15 protein-coding genes and 1 pseudogene are annotated in these 14,871 nt (G+C 65.1%); 6 read left to right on the top strand and 10 right to left on the bottom strand.

From position 1 onward, the window contains the following. Positions 1-127: 127 nt before the first annotated feature. On the bottom strand, positions 128-454 hold the full coding sequence (locus tag CXQ91_RS24555; protein ID WP_258074106.1) for an aldo/keto reductase: 327 nt from the start codon (positions 452-454) through the stop codon (positions 128-130). A 331-nt stretch (positions 455-785) separates the two neighbouring features. On the opposite strand from CXQ91_RS24555, the pseudogene CXQ91_RS25390 reads away from it, so the two are divergent. Continuing rightward, positions 786-896 (top strand): annotated as a pseudogene (locus tag CXQ91_RS25390) (amino acid ABC transporter permease); the annotation flags it as partial. A 61-nt stretch (positions 897-957) separates the two neighbouring features. Here the strand turns inward: CXQ91_RS25390 and CXQ91_RS18285 are convergent. After that, positions 958-1,845: a LysR family transcriptional regulator gene (locus CXQ91_RS18285; protein ID WP_104175309.1), complete on the bottom strand. Its 888-nt coding sequence runs from the start codon at positions 1,843-1,845 to the stop codon at positions 958-960. 208 nt (positions 1,846-2,053) lie between these two features. Here CXQ91_RS18285 and CXQ91_RS18280 point away from each other — a divergent pair, with 208 nt between their 5' ends. The 3 genes from CXQ91_RS18280 to CXQ91_RS18270 all read left to right on the top strand — a co-directional run bounded on the left by CXQ91_RS18280 (position 2,054) and on the right by CXQ91_RS18270 (position 4,773). Continuing rightward, a complete protein-coding gene (locus CXQ91_RS18280) occupies positions 2,054-3,274 on the top strand; it encodes an MFS transporter (RefSeq protein ID WP_104175308.1) in 1,221 nt (406 codons plus the stop codon). Positions 3,275-3,308: 34 nt separating this feature from the next. Beyond that, complete coding sequence (locus CXQ91_RS18275) at positions 3,309-4,271, top strand: LysR family transcriptional regulator (RefSeq protein WP_104175307.1); 963 nt, start codon at positions 3,309-3,311, stop codon at positions 4,269-4,271. 73 nt (positions 4,272-4,344) lie between these two features. Further along, a complete protein-coding gene (locus tag CXQ91_RS18270; protein ID WP_104175306.1) occupies positions 4,345-4,773 on the top strand; it encodes an SDR family oxidoreductase in 429 nt (142 codons plus the stop codon). Between the two features lie 86 nt (positions 4,774-4,859). Here the strand turns inward: CXQ91_RS18270 and CXQ91_RS18265 are convergent, their stop codons facing one another. The 7 genes from CXQ91_RS18265 to CXQ91_RS18235 are packed head-to-tail and all read right to left on the bottom strand — an operon-like array spanning position 4,860 to position 11,917. After that, entirely contained in the window at positions 4,860-5,636 is a 777-nt protein-coding gene (locus CXQ91_RS18265) for an SDR family NAD(P)-dependent oxidoreductase (RefSeq protein ID WP_104175305.1), read from the bottom strand. After that, the gene (locus CXQ91_RS18260) at positions 5,637-6,641 is read right to left on the bottom strand and encodes a fumarylacetoacetate hydrolase family protein (protein WP_104175304.1); all 1,005 of its coding nucleotides are present in this window, start codon (positions 6,639-6,641) and stop codon (positions 5,637-5,639) included. It lies immediately after the preceding gene. Between the two features lie 11 nt (positions 6,642-6,652). Then, entirely contained in the window at positions 6,653-7,732 is a 1,080-nt protein-coding gene (locus tag CXQ91_RS18255; RefSeq protein WP_104175303.1) for an amidohydrolase family protein, read from the bottom strand. Further along, positions 7,729-8,853, bottom strand: coding sequence for an FAD-dependent oxidoreductase (locus CXQ91_RS18250; RefSeq protein WP_104175302.1), 1,125 nt, complete (start codon positions 8,851-8,853; stop codon positions 7,729-7,731). The genes CXQ91_RS18255 and CXQ91_RS18250 overlap by 4 nt, the downstream gene beginning before the upstream one ends. A 59-nt stretch (positions 8,854-8,912) precedes the next feature. Then, positions 8,913-9,950 (bottom strand): cyclase family protein, encoded by a 1,038-nt coding sequence (locus CXQ91_RS18245; protein ID WP_104175301.1) that lies wholly within the window; start codon positions 9,948-9,950, stop codon positions 8,913-8,915. Continuing rightward, on the bottom strand, positions 9,947-10,891 hold the full coding sequence (locus CXQ91_RS18240) for a fumarylacetoacetate hydrolase family protein (RefSeq protein ID WP_104175300.1): 945 nt from the start codon (positions 10,889-10,891) through the stop codon (positions 9,947-9,949). Before CXQ91_RS18240 ends, CXQ91_RS18245 begins: the two co-directional genes overlap by 4 nt. Positions 10,892-10,897: 6 nt before the next feature. Beyond that, positions 10,898-11,917, bottom strand: coding sequence for a VOC family protein (locus tag CXQ91_RS18235; protein WP_104175299.1), 1,020 nt, complete (start codon positions 11,915-11,917; stop codon positions 10,898-10,900). 215 nt (positions 11,918-12,132) lie between these two features. Here CXQ91_RS18235 and CXQ91_RS25785 point away from each other — a divergent pair, with 215 nt between their 5' ends. Next, entirely contained in the window at positions 12,133-12,345 is a 213-nt protein-coding gene (locus CXQ91_RS25785) for a helix-turn-helix domain-containing protein (RefSeq protein ID WP_374953678.1), read from the top strand. Next, positions 12,342-12,923 (top strand): substrate-binding domain-containing protein, encoded by a 582-nt coding sequence (locus tag CXQ91_RS18230; RefSeq protein WP_104175298.1) that lies wholly within the window; start codon positions 12,342-12,344, stop codon positions 12,921-12,923. The genes CXQ91_RS25785 and CXQ91_RS18230 overlap by 4 nt, the downstream gene beginning before the upstream one ends. A 196-nt stretch (positions 12,924-13,119) precedes the next feature. Here the strand turns inward: CXQ91_RS18230 and CXQ91_RS18225 are convergent, their stop codons facing one another. After that, a complete protein-coding gene (locus CXQ91_RS18225) occupies positions 13,120-14,805 on the bottom strand; it encodes a cytosine permease (RefSeq protein ID WP_104175297.1) in 1,686 nt (561 codons plus the stop codon). Between the last annotated feature and the right edge of the window lie 66 nt (positions 14,806-14,871).

The following is a 14,871-nucleotide window of genomic DNA, read 5'->3' as shown; positions in this document are numbered from 1 at the left end:
GATCTTATCCAGTTCGGCGAGGTCTTCGACAGAGAGCGAAAGGCCCGCGCCAGTGACGTTCTCGCGCAGGTGGTGTTGGATCAGGCCCCCTTCTGCAGTTCGACGAGCGCTTCGAACGGCTCGGCCATCAAGCCCGCCTCCGCCCCTCGGCGTTGCCTAGCCGGAGGTTTACCAAGTCGAGCGTTTCAAGGCCAAGGGCTCCGAGGTTGTCGTGCACGGCGCGACGCAGATCCTCAGGCTGTCTGGCCACGGGCCAACCGCCCTGGGCATCACGGGTCCCGCCGACCTTGGTTGCGATGTGCAGCGATTCGGGATAGGGGTGTAGCGCCTCACGGATGACGTCGTTGGTGATTCGAGGCCCGTAGTAATCGCTCGCATCAATGTGCGTAATCCCGAGTTCGACAGCTTCGCGGAGCACAGCGAGTGCCCCATCGCGGTCGGCCGGCGGACCCATGACGCCGGGCCAGCGAGCGTCATCGCGCCGTAACCGAAACGGGAGACCGTGAGGTTACCAAGGTTCCAGCACGTGGCTGTGCTGGCTGTTCGTGCTCTGCTGCTGAACTGCGGTGGCCCCGCCAGTCCTACCATTGGCACACTCCAACAAACTGTGGCAACGTCCGGTCCACGCGCAGCACCGGCCGCCGTCGTCCACTTTTTCGAAACCTCAGACGATATCTGACGGGTGGTGCGCCAGGGAGTGACGGCGATGTCCATGAGAGGCGCGGGAGACGTCTACGGCTTTTCGCTTCGGAGGCGTCTATTCACAGTGTCGTGATCATGCTGGCGAGATCATCCGCGCCGGTATCCAGTCGCTACCGAAAGGGCAGCGCGAAGCGGGCCCCGCAATAGGCCTGACGAGCTTCAAATCACGGATCCTCACAGAACAGCCCCAAGCCGCTGCGGTACGGGAGGGTGCTTCCGTGGCCAAATAGTGCATCGCAGGGCCGAAAGTGATGCTCAGGCGTCCGGGGAAGCGCACAGAATGAAATGTTCCACCAGCGGCTCCTTTGTCTCTGCCCGGCTGACGATAGAGAGTTCGACCAAGTCCGCGCGTTCCTTTATCTGTCGCCACACAAGGTCATCCGGCTGTTGCCGCACGGATGATTCCGGGGCCAGAGTCACCCCTAGCCCGCACTTGACCATGGCCAGCTGGGAATTGATGGAGTTGGCGTAGTGCTGCGCTTCCGGGCTGAAGCCCACCTGCCGGCACGCAGCGACGAGTTCGTCGTGGTAGTCCGGGGAAATCTGCCGAGGCAGCCACACCCAGGAGTCTTCCCGGAACTCCGACAGGCTGACAGGCCCTCTTCCTTGGGCGAGGGGGTGGTCTTTAGGCATAGCGACTACAAAGTGGTCCCGGCGCAATGGTACCGATATGAGCCGGCGACCAGTTTCGGAATGGCGGATCACGGCCACGTCGAGCTCGCGGCGGCCAAGGGCATCCCGCCCGTGATGAGAGTCGATCTCCTGGACGCGTAATTCCACTAGCGGGCGCGTGGCACGAAAGCGGGCCAGGATCTCCGGAAGCACTTCGCTGAACGCCGAGGTGACCGCTCCAATGCGCAGAGTTCCAATGCTGCCTGAACTTGCCATTTGGGCTGTCTCCTGAGCGCGTTCTGAGGCGCCGACCAGCAATCTGCATTGCTCGAGGAACAGGCTGCCCGCCTCTGTCAGCAAAACGCTGCGGCTCGATCTGTTGAGCAGGGTGGTGCCAAGCTGGCGTTCCAGCTGCAAAATGGCTTGGCTTAGTGGAGGCTGGGACATGCTGAGACGGTCAGCCGCCCGGCCAAAATGGAGCTCTTCGGCCACAGCTATGAAATACCTTGCCTGACGTACTTCGACCGTCATTCATTCGCCTTTCGTCTTACACCTGGGTGAAGTCGGACCTTCATTGTATTGATGCCGTGACCACTGCTGCCATCGGTTCCATGGATACCAGCTATCCCAAATGCGTGATTCCCCCGATACCTCAGGATTTGCCACAGTGAGGGAAGTAACTTTCGGCGGCTGAACGGCGCCGATTCTCCGTGACCATCACGAGGCAAAGGGAGATTCAATGGAGAATATTCAGCTCACGGGTACAGCGACCAGGGACGCTGCATCCGGCCCCGCGGCGCCGCGAAAGGCCGGACCACTCCAGGCAACCCTGCTGGTGGCAGGCAGCTGCATGCCGGTGCTGGGGGCTGTCCTTCTGGCGCCCATCCTCCCGACCCTTAACCAGGCCTTCGCAGACACCCCCGGGGTTGCCATCCTGGTGCCGCTCACCCTGACGCTGCCAGCGCTGTTCGTAGCGCTTTTCTCGCCCCTGGCCGGCTATGTTGCCGACCGGGTAGGACGGAAGCAGCTCCTGGTCTTCGCCATGCTGGCATACGCCGCCTTCGGGACGGCGCCGCTTTGGCTGGAGACCCTGGAAGCCATCGCGTTGTCCCGTGTCGGCGTAGGAATCGCCGAAGCCGCCATCATGACCTGCTGCACCACCCTCATCACGGATTACTATTCGGGCGAACAGCGGAACAAGTACCTTGGGCTTCAAACTATGGTCAGTGCGCTCGCAGCCACCGCATTCTTCGCGTTGGGCGGTGCCTTGGGCAGCATCAGCTGGAGGACGCCGTTCTGGCTCTACGCCGTCAGCGCAGTCATCGTCATCCTCATGGTCTTCAAGCTCTGGGAGCCGGCAAGGAGCCAGCGCACGAGGGCGGCCAAAACGCCGGTGCCATGGCGGCAGATTGGTGCCCCGGCCGCAGTGACGCTGTTCGGCGGGATTGTTTTCTACGCACTGATCGTGCACCTGCCGTACGTCATTACCGGCCTGGGCGTCGGGGACGCAGCACTCATCGGACTGGCCGCGGCCATCGCCTCCCTCGCTACCGCGGCAGGCGCCATCTCTTTCCGCTTCCTGGCGAAGCTGGGCACGCGAAACCTGCTGGCTCTCGCATTCGGGCTGGCCGCCGTCGGACTTTGCCTGGTCTCCGTCGCGGGCACGGTGCCGCTGGCAATCGCAGGGGCAGTTATTGCCAGCGCAGGAACAGGCGTGCTGCTGCCCGCGCTGCTTACTTGGGCCGTCAATGGCCTCGAATTTCAGCAGCGCGGCCGTGGCACAGGCATCTGGACCGGGACGCTGTTCATCGGCCAGTTCCTGACTCCCATCGTCCTGGGGGCCGCCGCAGCGGGACTGGGGGGCCTCGGCTTCGCCCTTGGCGCACTGGGAATCGGGTGTGCCGTTGCGCTGCTTGCCGTCTTGGTCCGCGGTCCCCGGATGATGCCCGTCAGCCACTAGGACGGCCAGTGTCGTGTACGGATAACCTGTGGGTATGAAGAACCTGGACCTGAACCTGTTGCCCCAACTTCAGGTCCTGTTGGAGCTGCGCAACGTTTCCCGCGCGGCTGAGAGGCTGCAGCTCAGCCAGCCGGCCACCAGTGCGGCGATGGCCCGGCTCCGGCGGCACTTCGACGACGAACTCCTGGTCCGAAATGGCCGCACGTACGACCTCACGCCGTTCGCACAGGCATTGGTCCCGCTGGTTGATGAAGCCATGCTTCACGTCCAGCGGGCCACACGGGTCCGCTCGGGCTTCGATGCCGCCACGAGCGAGCGGGAGTTCATCATCGCCGCCTCGGACTACGCGGCTGCGCTGATCGTGAGTCCCCTCCGCCAGATTCTGCGGCAGGAAGCCCCGAACGTGTCCGTGGATTTCGTTCCCACCGCCGGCACCGGAATCCAGGGCCAGATGGCGGACTTTTCAAAAATAGACCTGCTCGTGGGGCCGACGGGTTACCACATGCAGGGCGCCAGCAAGCAGCTGTTCCGGGACAGTTTCGTGGCGATCGCTGACACCGGAAATCCCCTCTTCCAGCAGCCCCGGCTGGGCCTGGAGGACCTGACAACGGTTCCCCACGCAGTCGGCTATTTCGGTGAGGGAATCAGCACCCCGGCGGACAAGCTGTTCGAATCCCGCGGTGTTCAGCGCCGGGTGGCGGCAGTCGTGGCCGGCTTCCTGTCGCTGCCGCTGCTCGTCGAGGGGACGGACCTGGTGGCGCTGGTCCCGCGGATGCTGGCCGCCAGGGCCCAGCGCGGCGCGGACATCGCGGTGCTGGAATTCTCCGAAGGTGCCGAGGCTTCCCTTGTGGAGGCCATGTACTGGCACCCGTCCCAGACGGAGGATCCCGCGAGCGCCTGGCTGCGCTCGGTGGTCCAGCGGGCCTGCGCTCGGTTGCATGAACTCTTCCCCGTCACAGCCCACCCGGTGACTATCACTGTGACGGATACCAGGTAGACGCAACCGGCCGTTCCCCTTCCGGACAGTCCCTGCGAAAGTCGAAGGAAATGTACTTCTGGAAGGAACCCCCATGCCTGTTTCACCCTTGCGCCTCGCCGGCAAGTCCGCCGTCATCACGGGAACGGCCAGCGGCCAGGGCAGGGCAGCCGCGCTTGCGTTCGCCAACGCAGGGGCGTTGGTAATCGGCTGCGACATGGACGACGACGGCGCCGCAGCCACTGTTGCCGAGGTCGCCGCCGCGGGTGGCCGGATGAGCAGCAGCCGGGTGGACCTCAACGCCGTGAGTCCGGGAATGATCCGCACCGCAGCCACCGAGGACAACCTCCTGGCTGCCGACCACCCCATGCGATCCATCGCCGGAAGCATCCCGCTGGGCCGGATCGGCACGCCGGACGAAGTCGCAAGATGCGCCCTGTTCCTCGCCTCAGACGAAGCATCCTACGTGACAGGCGCCAACCTGATGGTCGACGGCGGCTGGTCAGCGGTGTTGCCGGGCTAGGTGCGGCGGCCATTCCCAACCAGGTAGCAGCAAGTGTCGTTATGAGCCCTCATAACGACACTTGCTGCTACCTGGTTGGGGGTGCGTCAGCGCATCGCGTCAGAGACGGACTTGGCTCCGCCGTGGCCTGACTGGCCGCCATCCACCGGAATCTCGGCGCCCGTCACGAACGACGACAACGGACTGAGGAGGAACAATACAACGCCGGCCACCTCTTCTACGTTTCCCGTGCGGCCCAGCGGTGTCTCGGCCAGCGTGGCCTGCCTGAACTCGGGCTTTGCGCTCGCCGTCATAGGTGTTTCGATGAAGCCCGGGTGGATGGTATTCACCCGGATCCCGCGGGGGCCAAGCTCCATGGCCGCGACGTGGGACAGCCCGCGCAGGGCCCATTTGCTGGCGGTGTAAGCGACGGGATAGTGCGCTGTAAGGCCCGCGACGGAGCCCACATTCACAATCGCGGAGCCGCTGCCCATCAGCGGTGTGAGGGCCTGGATGCCTAGCAGGGCCCCGGCGACGTTTATTTCATAGACGCGCTGCAGGTCGGCCACCGAGGCATTCAGCAGCCGGCTGCGCTGCGTGATGCCTGCGTTGTTCACGAGCCCGTCCAGCTGCCAGCCCCGGGACTCGATCCAGCCCCCGAGATCGGACCAGCCGGAGGCATCAGCGACATCGAGCTGCCGGTACGTCAGCGCATCAGCCGAAGATGCCGTCAATGCGGCCAGGTGCGCAGGCATCTCTGCGGCCAGGTCCGTCGCGATGACACGGGCCCCTGCTTCCACGAGCAGCCGCGCCTCGGCGGCACCCTGTCCCTGGCCCGCGCCGGTGACCACCACTGTGCGGCCTTCGAGCTGAAGGGAGACCACCTATAGCCCCGGAGAAACAGGTGACGGAACCCGAACGCGGTTCCTTGGGCGGATGCGGGCAGGAACACGGGTCACAGCTTCACTGCGTTCGCCTACGGTGTTCTCGATTCTGCCGATTCCTTCCACTGTCATGCGGACCACGTCGCCGGGCTTGAGTGGCGGGGGAGTCTTTGAACCGTTCCGCCCCCAGAGTTCCGCGAGGCAGCCGCTGCCGCACGTGCCGGAACCCAGGACATCGCCGGGCCGCACCACGGAATCCTGAGAGGCGTAGGCCACCAGCTCGGCGAACGGCCAGCCCATGTTGGACAGCAGGTCCCGTCCGATGGCTTCCCCGTTGACTTCCACGGCCATGGAGATCGGTAGGAACCCCTCGGCGTCGTGCAGGTCCTCGAACTCATCCGCGGTGACAATCCAGGGCCCCAGCGTGTTGGCGAAATCCTTGCCCTTGCACGGCCCCAGGCTGACTTTCATCTCGCGGCGCTGCAGGTCGCGCGCCGACCAGTCGTTGAGCACCGTGTAGCCGAAGATATGCCGGTGTGCCTCGGCTGCGGTCAGGTTCCGGCCGTCGCTTCCCGGAACACGTCCTACGACGGCGGCCACTTCCGTTTCGAAGTCCAGGTCCTCGCACCCCGCAGGAATGCCAATCACCTCGCCGGTGCCGGTCACCGTGTGCGGGTTCGTGAAGTAGAAAGTGGGCGCCTCGTACCATTCGGCCACCACGCCGGCCACGCCGTCGATGCTTTTACGCACCCCTTCGACGTGTTCCTCGAAAGCCACAAAGTCACGGATGGTGGCGGGGACCAGCGGGGCAAGCAACTGCACATCCGCCAGTGGCACCGGCGGTGCGGATCCGATGGTTTCGCCAGCGAGGGCCAGGGTTTCGGCCGGTCCGGCGTCCAGCAGAGTCTGGACGGTCCGGCCTGCGGGCAGGCCGTAGCAGTTCCCGTTGTCTACAAAGCCGGACTGCGTCCCGCCGTCGTGATTCCAGCGAGCAATCTTGACCATGTGGGTGTTCCTTAGGCTGTGGGTCGGGCGGTGAGGACTGAAGCAGGGGTGATGCCCAGGGCGGCGGCATTGCCGGCAAGCACTTTGGCTTCGCCGTCCGCGGGCAGGCTGGCCGCGCGCACTTCGGCCGCTGGGCAGTCGGAGCCCATGTCGAACGGATAGTCCGAGCCCAGCAGAACCTGCTCCGGGCCCGCGGCGGCCACGAGCGCCCGCAGTTCCGCGGGGTTGTGGACGAGCGAATCGAAGTACAGCTTCTTCAGGTACGACGACGGCGGTTTCGCACAGCCGCGCGCCTCCGGCCGGACCTTCCACGCGTGGTCGGAGCGCCCGATCGTGGTGGGAAGGTATCCGCCGCCGTGCGCCGCCAGGACCTTCAGCTCCGGATGCCGGTCCAGGACACCGCTAAAGATCAGGTGGGACAGTGCCACCGCGTTTTCCGCGGGCTGGGAGACGGTGTTGGCGAGGTAGAAGCGGTCCAGCCGCTCATCCAGTGAACAGCCGAAGGGGTGCAGGAAGACCAGGGCGCCGAGTTCCTCGGCCCGGCTCCAGAACGGTTCCAGCCGCGGGTCCGAAAGTTCGACGGTGCCGCGTTCCGGGTCGCCGGGAGTGGCGGCGAACGAGCCGATTTCCACGCCGAGCAGTCCGCACTCGAGGACAGCATGATCCAGGGCTTCCACCATCAGGGCGGGGTGCTGCAGGGGTACCAGCCCCAGGCCGTTAAGGCGCTCCGGGGCGCGGTCCACGAACTCCCGAACGGCCTGGTTGGCCCGCTTCACGAGCTTCAGGGACAGTTCTTCGCCGGCGAAGTAGTAGAAGTGCGACGGCGACGGCGAGACCAGCTGGACGTCCACCCCCCGGCTGTCCATGTCCGCGAGCCGGCGGTCCAGGTCCGTCAGCTGCGGCCAGCGCTCCTTGATCATTTTGCCCGAGGCGGCCATGGACTCAGGACCATTCCGCCGGACCTCCAGCGCCTGCTGGGCGCCGAAGCCCTCGGGGTCGGCATCCGCTATCAACTGCTGCAAAGCTGGAAGCAGAATGTGGGCGTGGACGTCCACTGTGGGGCTTTGTTCGTCGGCAGCGTAGGTGCTCATGCGGGTTCCTTGACCATGCTGGAGACCGAGTGCATGAGGCCGGGCACGTCGGCGTCGCGGACGCTGTCGAGCATCCATTGGCCCAGCTGGACGGAGGCGTTGACTACTGCCTTTGCACGGCTCAGGCGCCGGTCGGTGAATTCCTTCCAGAGTGTCTCCGTTATGTCGTCGGCGCTGATGAGCAGTTCGGCGAGCACGGACGCGTCTTCAAGGGCCATGGCGGCACCCTGGGCAATCGTGGGCGGGCAGCTGTGGGCGGCATCCCCAATGATGACAGTGCGGCCGCGGTTCCAGGGCCCGTCCACAAGGTGGGTGGTGAAGCGGGTGTAGTTGATGCGGGCACTGTGGTCCAGGTTGGCGCGGATCTCGTTCCAGGGGCCTCCGTAGGCGGCGGCGAGTTCGGCCATGATGCGGGGGCCGTCCTCGTGGTTGCGTTCCTGGGCCTTTTCGACGAGGTAGGCGTAGATGGTGTCCGGGCCGGTGGGGCAGTAGCCGGCGATGAAACACGGGCCGCCGTAGGTAAGGTCCGTGCGGACCACGTCCTCGGGCCGCTCCACAAACGCACGCCAGATGCCCATGCCGGTGGCCTGGGGTTCGACGTCGATGCCGATGGCCTTGCGGACCGCGGAGTGCAGGCCGTCGGCGCCGATCAGGAGGTCATAGCGTGCGGTGGCGCCGTCGGTGGTGCTGACGGTGACGGATTCGCCGTCGTCCTCTATATCGGTGACCGTCTTGCCGTAGCTGATCCGGGCACCGGCCTGCTCGGCCCGATCGCGAAGGATGGCCGTGAGGTCCGGGCGGTACATGCCCAGGGTGGCGGGCAGGTCATCACCGCCGGTCCGGATGTCCTCCAGCACGGCGATGACGGTGCCGGCAGGGTCGGGGGCGCGGAGGCCGAGGGTGCTGAACGGGTAGCCCTTTGCCTCGATCTGCTCCCAGACGCCGAGCTGGCGGAAGATCCGCAGGGCGTTCCCCTGAAGGGTGATTCCGGAGCCGATGGTCTGCGGGGTTTCCGCCTTTTCCAAGACTTCCACGTGGATTCCGGCGTCCGACAGGAGGATGGCTGCGGTCAGTCCCGCGGCTCCCGCCCCGACGATTCCGACGTTCTGTACTGCTGCCATCGCTGACTCCTTTGTATTGACGGCGTTACTGCTGATTCTTGTTGCTGTTGGACTGAAAGCTACCGAACGGCGATCGGGTTGACGGGCGATCCGACGGCGCCGGTGATGGGAAGCGGTGCCGCGGTGAGCAGGAAGTCGTACCTGCCGTCGGCTGCGCAGGCTTCCGCGAGGCCGTCCGGGTTCCACATTTCGCCCAGGAACAGCCCCAGGTTGGGGATGGCGATCTGGTGGAGGGGCTGGAAGGCGCCGTCGAATTCATTGGGACGGACTTCGAAGCCCCAGGTGTCGGTGGCGATCCCGGCGATTTCGCTGTTGTGCAGCCACGGCGCGGTGCTGAAGGACAGGCCCGGGGCGGATCCTCCGGCGTAGTCGCCCCAGCCGTCGCGGCGGACCCGGGTGTGCTGGCCGGTGCGGATCACCACGATGTCGCCGCGTCGCACCTTGGAGCTGGGCCCTTGCCGTTCAATGGTCCGCTCGAGGTGTTCGGGGGTGATGGCGAAGCCGTCCGGCAGTTCGCCGTCGTTCCTGCCGAGTTCCGGGCCGAGCGCTCGGCCGACGTCGAGCAGCACGCCGCGGGTGACGATCTTGGCCGCGGCGGTTTCGATGCCGGTGACCAGGTCGCCTTCGGAGGTGACCACGTCTCCTGCCGCACGGCCGTTCCAGGCCTTGCCTTGGTCGAAGATGTGGCCCAGGCCGTCCCACTGGGTGGAGCACTGCAGCGGCATCGCGATCACGTCGTCTGCGCCGCCGAAGCCGTGCGGGAATCCTTGGTTGCCGCGTTCGGCGTCCACTCCGGTGTCGGTCATGGTGTGGACGGGGTTGGTGCGGCGGCGCCAGCCCTTCTGCGGGCCGTTGGTGTCGAACGGCTGGGACAGCGAGAACGCCTCACCCGTCTTTACCAGGGCCGCGGCTTCGATGCGCTTCGCGGCGTCAATGAAGTTCAGGGTTCCCAGGACGTCATCGTTCCCCCAGCGGCCCCAGTTGTTGTGGGCTGCGGCCATGGAGCGGATGCTGCCGAGCGGGTCCGCACGCCGGATCACCGGGGAATCCATTGATTCCCCGGTGCCGGTGATGGGTGCTGTGTCCTGCGAAGTCACTGGACCTCGTCCTTGCAGCGGATCAGCTGGGTGCCCAGGCCGGTGATGGTCCCTTCCATGACGTCGCCGTCCTGCAGCAGCCGGCCCCAGTGCTGGCCGTTGCCGGCGGGGCTTCCGGTCAGGACCAGATCACCCGGGCGCAGCGGCATGATCTGGGACGCTTCGCTAACCAGCTTGGCCACGCCGAAGATCATGTCCTGCGTGGATTCGTCCTGCATGGCCTTGCCGTTGAGCTTCAGCGTCACCTGGACGTTCTGCGGGTCGCCGAAGAACATGGCGGGCACCAGCAGCGGACCGGTGGGCAGGAAGCCCGGGGCGTTCTTGGCGCGGTACCAGTCCGAACCAATGGCAGGCATGTCCTTGCGGAAGACGTACTCACGGGTGGTGATGTCGTTGACCATGGTGTAGCCGAACACGTACTCCAGTGCTTCCTCGGGGGCGACCCGGAACGCCGTCCTGCCGATGACAGCCGCCAGTTCCAGTTCCCAGTCGTGGGACGTGGAGTAGGCCGGCAGGGTGAGGTCTTCCGTGGCGGACGCGATCGCCGTCGGGAGCCCGATGAAGAAGTACGGTGTGCCCTGGCCCGCCCGGTTGTCCATCATCGCGGCGGTTTTGGCGCGTACTTCCTCCTCGTCCTGGCCCGGTTCGCGGTGGGCTGCGGCGAGGTCGATCACGTGCTTGCGGTAGTTAGCGCCCGTCTGGAGGACCTGCACCGGCTCCACCGGGGCGAGGACCTCGACGTCGGCCAGCGCCAGGCCGGTGTCTTCACCGGCGGATGCGGCGAGGGTGTCGAGCTGGCGCTCGGTGGTGTCCCAGTGCTCGATCAGGGAGTTGATGTCCCCGTCCAGCGGCAGGACCCGCTGGCCGACAAGCAGTCCAGCGCGGGCCTTGCCGGCGCCCGGCTCCTGGAAACGGATGAGGGAATACGTAGCCTCTGGCATGGCGCCTTAGCCCCGACCCTGCTTGGCGTAGGGGTTCAGGAGGGCTTCCTTCATTTCCGGTGATGCTCCTTCTTCGGTGGCGGTGAAGCCCTCGGCCGGAGGGAACGATTGGGTCATGGAGTGCGGCATGGAGCCATTCTTGTAGAAGTTGTTGGAGCCCAGCGACGGCTTCCAGGTGTTGGCATCCCAGTCCGGGACGTAGTTGCGGTAGCCACCGGAGTTGAGCTCGACGCGCAGGCCCGAGGGGTCGCGGAAGTAGAGGAAGTTCTGCTCGCCCACGCCGTGGATGGAGGGACCGTATTCCATCGGGGTGCCGTTTTCCATCATGACGTCCGCGGTGCGGAGCAGGTCCTCGGTGGCGTCCACCCAGAAGGCGATGTGGTTGACCCGGCCGGCGCGGCTGGAGGTGTCCAGGACCACGCCCAGGTCGTGGGACTTTTCGTTGGTGGTCAGCACCGAGAAGACGGTGATGGGTGCCTCGTCCAGGTCCACGAAGGCCATGACGCGGAAGCTCAGGGCCTCGTTGTACCACTTGGCGAAGCCGCGGACATCGGAGGATGCCACGGTGACGTGGTCCAGGAAGCGGGGTGCGGCGGCGTGGCTGCTGCGGCGCTCCGGGCGGTCGGGGTAGGTGGACGCGAATTCGGGTTCGGCCAGGAACTTCTCCACGTCGAAGAAGAGGCGCATGGGGTGGCCGTAGGGGCCGGTGAATTCGTAGGACTTTCCGTAGCCGTGGCCGCCGGCGGTCCAGGTGCCCTGGACGCCCGTTGCCTCAACCCGGGCGGCAGCGGATTCGAGGGCCGCCTGGGAGTTGGTGCGCCAGGCCATCCGGCCAAGGGATGCTTCGGGGCCTTCGGTGATGACCAGGCTGTAGCGGTAGTAGTCGCCCCAGCAGCGCAGGTAGACGTTGCCGTCCACCCGGTCGATAATGCGCATGCCGAACTTTTCCTCGTAGAACCGTGCGGACGCTTCGACGTCCGGGGTGGTGATCTCGAGGTGGGCAAGATGGGAGAGGGGAGTTTCCACGTTGAATTCCTTCTGGATACTGGCTGCGCTACTCGTTGCTGCAGGTCTTGAGACAACTGTGACGCACCGCATGTATTTGAGGAAGGCGAAGTTCTTGATAGCAAGTATCTGTTCAGCGGATAGTTCGTCGGATATGCGGCCATCCCATCGGGGCTCGACACGTCTTCCCAATAACGGAAGCTATAGGACATGCCCCGCACCTAAGGGGAGAGTCAGTGCTCTCCCGCGCCGTCCGCATCGTAGAGGCCTTAGGCCCGGGTGCTGCGGCGTTGACCATCACCGAGATCGGCCGACGGTCCGGGCTCCACGGAGTGAAGCCAGGAAGCGATGCGGTCGAGCCCGGTGGCCATTGCAGATGTCGCTGGCCGGTTAAGAAATCCGCGCCGGGCCAGGCAGGCGGCGGAGGCCCGAAGACGTTGCCGACATGAAGTCACTTGGCATCCGAAACATCACCCCTTCACCGGACGAAACTGCGGCCCAGGTGTCGGCTGACTTCGCCTCCGGGCCCCGGCTTCAGGCCGAGTATCTTTTGGGCCTGGGCAGCCAGCGGCTGGGTTACGTTCATCCGGCCGATCCCGGGCTCGCGGAATTCATCAAAGCCAGGCTCCAACTGGTTAACGAAGTTTGCGTCGAAGCGGGTGTCCCCCGGCCGATCGTCCGGGAGGTCCAATACCAAGATGGCTCCGGACATGCCGCGACGGCCGCGTGGAAGCAGGCAGGAGTCACCGCTGTGATCGCCTACAACGACGAGACCGCCGCAGACGTCATTGCCGGCGCGGTCCGGACCGGAATCAGGGTCCCCGAGGACCTCTCAGTCGTTGGCCATGACAACTCTCCCCTCGCGGCACGCTTCATGCCTTCCCTCTCAAGCGTGGCGGTCGATATGGAACGGCTGCGTCTGTACATGGCGGGCATCGCACTTCATCTCGCCGAAGGCCATCCGCTGCCTGAACCTCCCAGTGGAGCAACATCACTTGTGCGGAGGGAGTCGGCGGTTCCGCTGTAGGTGACCTGCGCGAGCGAAGCTAGTGAATGTGTGCCGCGAGCGAAGCGCCAGTGGAGCTCACGGATGCCGGCCCAGCCAGGCGGCCGGCCACCGTACACAGTCGTCTACGTGACGAATTCAGCCGTGAACTTCTCGGGCTCCCGGGGGGCCGGCGAGGCGCGCAGGGCCAAGTGGGCGAGCTGGGCCGGTAACCGGCCTACTTCCGGGCAGGCAGCACGAACTCGCCCGACTTGTCCGTGGACAAGGCGAGGGAGGAGATGAACTGGGGTTCGCCGTCGGGCGCGTCCTGACCTGAGCGGAGCATGTCCGGGCGTTCGAACTCAAGTCCCGTGACGTGGCAGAGCAGCTTTGCATCGCTCGGGTTGCCGTCGGCGTCGAACATTGGCAGGTCAATGCCGTCGTCGGTGCGCCGAAGGTAGTAGCGGCCCTGCGTCGCCAGCGCGAGGACTGGCGGGAGTATGAGCGCCAACGCCACGGCGAAAATCGGCGAGTACGGCTGGACCCCGGCGCCGAACGCCCCGAAGAACACGGCGATGGAAACTCCGGCCGAGACCAACATGGACACGAAGCCAACTGGATTCACTGCGTGGAGCATGCCGCGGCGGAATTCTGGGACCTTCGGCGAGATCTTGAGCAGGTACTTGTTGATGGCGATGTCCGAAGCCACTGTCACCACCCAGGCCATGGCGCAGTTCGCGTAGAAGCCAAGGATCGTATTCAGGAATTCGAACATGTTCGACTCCATGAGTATCAGCGCGATGACCAGGTTTACCACCACGAACACCATGCGGCCCGGGTAAGTCTTGGTGATACGGGTGAAGCTGTTGGTCCAGGCGAGCGAGCCTGAGTAGGCGTTGGTGACGTTGATTTTGATCTGTGAAATGACCACGAGCACCACGGCGAGGGACATCGCCAGCCACGCGGGCATCATCTCCTGGTACACGCCAAGGAACTGGTGGACGGGCTCGTTGGCGTGGATGGATGCTGCGGGATCGAGGGTGGCAATGAGGTAGACGGCAATGAACATGCCAACGATCTGCTTGATGGCGCCGAAGATGACCCAGCCCGGTCCGGCGAGGATCACAGCACGCCACCAGGCGCCCTTATTTTCTGCGGTCCTGGGCGGCATGAAGCGCAGGTAGTCGATCTGCTCGGCGATCTGGGCCATGAGTGAAAGACAAACACCGGCGGCCAGCATCACCGACGCGAGGCTTGTGCCATCCTCACCGGAAGCGCCGGTATAGGCGAAGAAGGCGTCGATGCTCTCCGGGTGGGACAACAATAGGTAGCCAACGGGAACCACCATGAGCAGCAGCCACAGGGGCGTGGTCCAGACCTGCAAAGTGGCCAGCGTCTTCATCCCGTAGATCACCAGCGGAATGATGATGACCGTGGACACCGCGTAGCCAAGCCACTGCGGGACTCCGAGCCCCAATTCCAGGCCTTGGGCCATGATGGAGCCTTCGAGCGCGAAGAAGATGAATGTGAAGGTCGCGAAGATGACGTTCGTGACCACCGAACCGTAGTAGCCGAATCCGGACCCGCGCGTGATGAGGTCAAGATCGATGTTGTAACGGGCGGCGTAATAGGCGAGCGGGAAACCCGTGGCGAAGATGATCACGGCGGCCACGACGATGCCGAAGATGGCATTCGCGGTGCCGTATGCGATGCCGATGTTGGCGCCGATGGAGAAATCGGCCAGGTATGCGATGCCACCCAGGGCACTCGTTGCCACAACCCCGGCGCTCCATTTCCGGTACGAGCGCGGAGCGAACCGGAGCGTGTAGTCCTCCAGGCTCTCCGTTGTTGCGCTCATCGCGTCGGCGTTACCCGCCGTCGTCGTCGGCTCAAGTGTTCTGGTACTCGTCAGGTCCTCGCTCATGCGTTATCACTTTCGTCGGGGGTGCGTCGTCGCCCCCGACACTAGCCACGTGCGGCAACGATCCGA

It is taken from the genome of Arthrobacter sp. Y81 (assembly GCF_002929335.1).
In the GTDB taxonomy this organism is placed as follows: Bacteria; Actinomycetota; Actinomycetes; order Actinomycetales; family Micrococcaceae; genus Arthrobacter.
The sequence above is the reverse complement of the archived record's forward strand: the minus strand, read 5'-3'. Positions and strand labels throughout refer to the sequence as shown.

What these genes read in the sequence shown, in the direction of transcription:
- CXQ91_RS24555 (WP_258074106.1), bottom strand. Translation starts at nt 454, where the DNA reads ATGGGTCCGCCGGCCGACCGCGATGGGGCACTCGCTGTGCTCCGCGAA.
- CXQ91_RS18285 (WP_104175309.1), bottom strand. Translation starts at nt 1,845, where the DNA reads ATGACGGTCGAAGTACGTCAGGCAAGGTATTTCATAGCTGTGGCCGAA.
- CXQ91_RS18280 (WP_104175308.1), top strand. Translation starts at nt 2,054, where the DNA reads ATGGAGAATATTCAGCTCACGGGTACAGCGACCAGGGACGCTGCATCC.
- CXQ91_RS18275 (WP_104175307.1), top strand. Translation starts at nt 3,309, where the DNA reads ATGAAGAACCTGGACCTGAACCTGTTGCCCCAACTTCAGGTCCTGTTG.
- CXQ91_RS18270 (WP_104175306.1), top strand. Translation starts at nt 4,345, where the DNA reads ATGCCTGTTTCACCCTTGCGCCTCGCCGGCAAGTCCGCCGTCATCACG.
- CXQ91_RS18260 (WP_104175304.1), bottom strand. Translation starts at nt 6,641, where the DNA reads ATGGTCAAGATTGCTCGCTGGAATCACGACGGCGGGACGCAGTCCGGC.
- CXQ91_RS18255 (WP_104175303.1), bottom strand. Translation starts at nt 7,732, where the DNA reads ATGAGCACCTACGCTGCCGACGAACAAAGCCCCACAGTGGACGTCCAC.
- CXQ91_RS18250 (WP_104175302.1), bottom strand. Translation starts at nt 8,853, where the DNA reads ATGGCAGCAGTACAGAACGTCGGAATCGTCGGGGCGGGAGCCGCGGGA.
- CXQ91_RS18240 (WP_104175300.1), bottom strand. Translation starts at nt 10,891, where the DNA reads ATGCCAGAGGCTACGTATTCCCTCATCCGTTTCCAGGAGCCGGGCGCC.
- CXQ91_RS18230 (WP_104175298.1), top strand. Translation starts at nt 12,342, where the DNA reads ATGAAGTCACTTGGCATCCGAAACATCACCCCTTCACCGGACGAAACT.
- CXQ91_RS18225 (WP_104175297.1), bottom strand. Translation starts at nt 14,805, where the DNA reads ATGAGCGAGGACCTGACGAGTACCAGAACACTTGAGCCGACGACGACG.